At 56.0% G+C, this 2,887-nt stretch carries 2 rRNA genes (1 of these 2 only partly in view); both read right to left on the bottom strand.

Features of this window, described 5'->3' with window-relative positions:
• Nucleotides 1-52: 52 nt before the first annotated feature.
• Nucleotides 53-164, bottom strand: a 5S ribosomal RNA gene (gene rrf, locus H9Q13_RS17890).
• Between the two features lie 131 nt (nucleotides 165-295).
• Nucleotides 296-2,887 (bottom strand): 23S ribosomal RNA (locus H9Q13_RS17885) (it continues 302 nt past the right edge of the window).

Below are 2,887 nucleotides of genomic sequence, written 5' to 3'. Positions count from 1 at the left end.
AAACGCGGAACGGCCCCCGTCTCTTGCGAAACGGGGGCCGTCCTGTTGTTGGGGTTGGCGGCCACCTACTCTCCCGGGTGTGACCCCAGTACCATCGGCGCAGCCGGGCTTAACTTCTCTGTTCGGGATGGGAAGAGGTGAACACCGGCGCCATAGCCGCCATTGTCTTGAGCGTGGTCTTAGGTCACGCGTAATGGCTGAATAAAGCTCTTTTATGTTTTGACTAGCTGGGAGAAAGAAGCCTTGGAGAAGCCAAGGGGCGGGCCGGCACGTGGCCGGCTGAAGCGTGCGCTTCGTGAGAACGCGCTCGGGCAATTAGTATGGCTCGGCTTTGGCATCTCTGCCTTTACACCTGCCACCTATCAACGTCATCGTCTCTGACGGCCCTCAAGGGAGATCTCATCTTGGGGTGGGTTTCGCACTTAGATGCTTTCAGCGCTTATCCCATCCGAGCGTAGCTACCCTGCGCTGCGGCTGGCGCCACAACAGGTCCACCAGAGGCTCGTCCAACCCGGTCCTCTCGTACTAAGGTCAGAACCCCTCAAATCTCCGACGCCCACAACAGATAGGGACCGAACTGTCTCACGACGTTCTGAACCCAGCTCGCGTGCCACTTTAATCGGCGAACAGCCGAACCCTTGGGACCTTCTCCAGCCCCAGGACGTGACGAGCCGACATCGAGGTGCCAAACCTCCCCGTCGATATGAGCTCTTGGGGGAGATCAGCCTGTTATCCCCAGAGTACCTTTTATCCTTTGAGCGATGGCCCTTCCATGCGGAACCACCGGATCACTATATCCGTCTTTCGACCCTGCTCGGCTTGTAGGCCTCACAGTCAAGCGCCCTTATGCTATTGCGCTCTGCGTACGGTTACCAAGCGTACTGAGGGCACCTTTGAAAGCCTCCGTTATTGTTTTGGAGGCGACCACCCCAGTCAAACTACCCACCAAGCACGGTCCCCCGCTCCTGCGGGGTTAGGCGCCAAGCAACTCAAGGGCCGTATTTCAAGGATGAATCCGGGACGCCTGGCGACGCCCCTTCGTATTCTCCGGCCTATCCTACACATGAGTTACCCAGCGTCAATGCTAAGCTATAGTAAAGGTTCATGGGGTCTTTCCGTCCCGTTGCGGGTACTCGGCATCTTCACCGAGACTACAATTTCACCGAGCTCACGGCTGAGACAGCGCCCAGATCGTTACACCATTCGTGCAGGTCGGAACTTACCCGACAAGGAATTTCGCTACCTTAGGACCGTTATAGTTACGGCCGCCGTTTACCGGGGCTTCGATTCAGAGCTTCGCCTTGCGGCTAACCCCCCCTCTTAACCTTCCGGCACCGGGCAGGTGTCAGGCCTTATACGTCATCTCTCGATTTTGCAAAGCCATGTGTTTTTGTTAAACAGTCGCCTGGGCCTTTTCACTGCGGCTTCTTGCATTGCTGCAAGGAAGCGCCCCTTCTCCCGAAGTTACAGGGCCATTTTGCCGAGTTCCTTGGCCGTGATTCACTCGAGCACCTTAGGATTCTCTCCTCGACCACCTGTGTCGGTTTGCGGTACGGGCTGCCACGTATTTAAACGCTTAGCGGGTTTTCTTGGGAGCCTGATTAGGGACACTATCCCCTTGCCCGAGGGCGTGGGGTACTATCGGCGTTCGGCTAGCCCGGCGTACTTCACTACCGGGCCAATACCTACGGCCTTCAACGCACTATTCCGTCAGTGCGCGGTCCTTTCACTTCTCCGTCACCGCATCGCTATACGTGGCCGGTACTGGAATATTAACCAGTTGTCCATCGGCCTGCGCTTTCGCCTCGGCCTTAGGTCCCGACTAACCCTGATCCGATTAGCGTTGATCAGGAAACCTGGGTCTTTCGGTGTGCGGGTTTCTCGCCCGCATTATCGTTACTTATGCCTACATTTGCTTTTCCCTGCGCTCCAGCGCGCCTCGTCGGCACGCCTTCGCCGCAGCAGGGAATGCTCCCCTACCACAGTATGAATACTGTCCGCAGCTTCGGTATTATGCTTGATGCCCGATTATTATCGATGCCCTGTCGCTCGACCAGTGAGCTGTTACGCACTCTTTAAATGAGTGGCTGCTTCCAAGCCAACATCCTGGCTGTCTGTGCAACTGGACCCCCTTTGTTCAACTTAGCATAAATTTTGGGACCTTAGCTGGCGGTCTGGGTTCTTTCCCTCTCGGCGCAGGACCTTAGCACCCTGCGCCTCACTGCCGCGTATATCAAATGGCATTCGGAGTTCGTCAGGATTCGGTAGGATTTGACTCCCCCTAGTCCTATCGGTAGCTCTACCTCCATATGACTCGACCGCGACGCTGCCCCTAAAGGCATTTCGGGGAGTACGAGCTATTTCTCAGTTTGATTGGCCTTTCACCCCTACCCACAGGTCATCCAAATACTTTTCAACGTAAACTGGTTCGGACCTCCATTTGGTTTTACCCAAACTTCATCCTGCCCATGGGTAGATCACAAAGTTTCGCGTCTACCCCCTCTGACTGTGCGCCCTGTTCAGACTCGCTTTCGCTGCGGCTCCGGGCCTCAAGACCCTTAACCTCGCCAGAGAGGAGTAACTCGTAGGCTCATTATGCAAAAGGCACGCCGTCACCCAACGAATGGGCTCCGACCGCTTGTAGGCGCATGGTTTCAGGGTCTATTTCACCCCCTTATTCAGGGTACTTTTCACCTTTCCCTCACGGTACTGGTTCACTATCGGTCTCTCAGGAGTATTTAGCCTTAGCGGATGGTGCCGCTGGATTCAGGCGGGATTTCTCCGGTCCCGCCCTACTCAGGATACCACTAGGGCCGAGAAACTTACGCTCACGGGGCTGTCACCCGCTCCGGCCAGACTTCCCAGTCTGTTAAGCTTCAATTCTCGG

Source organism: Pontibacter aquaedesilientis (assembly GCF_014773225.1).
In the GTDB taxonomy this organism is placed as follows: Bacteria; Bacteroidota; Bacteroidia; order Cytophagales; family Hymenobacteraceae; genus Pontibacter; species Pontibacter aquaedesilientis.
The sequence above is the reverse complement of the archived record's forward strand: the minus strand, read 5'-3'. Positions and strand labels throughout refer to the sequence as shown.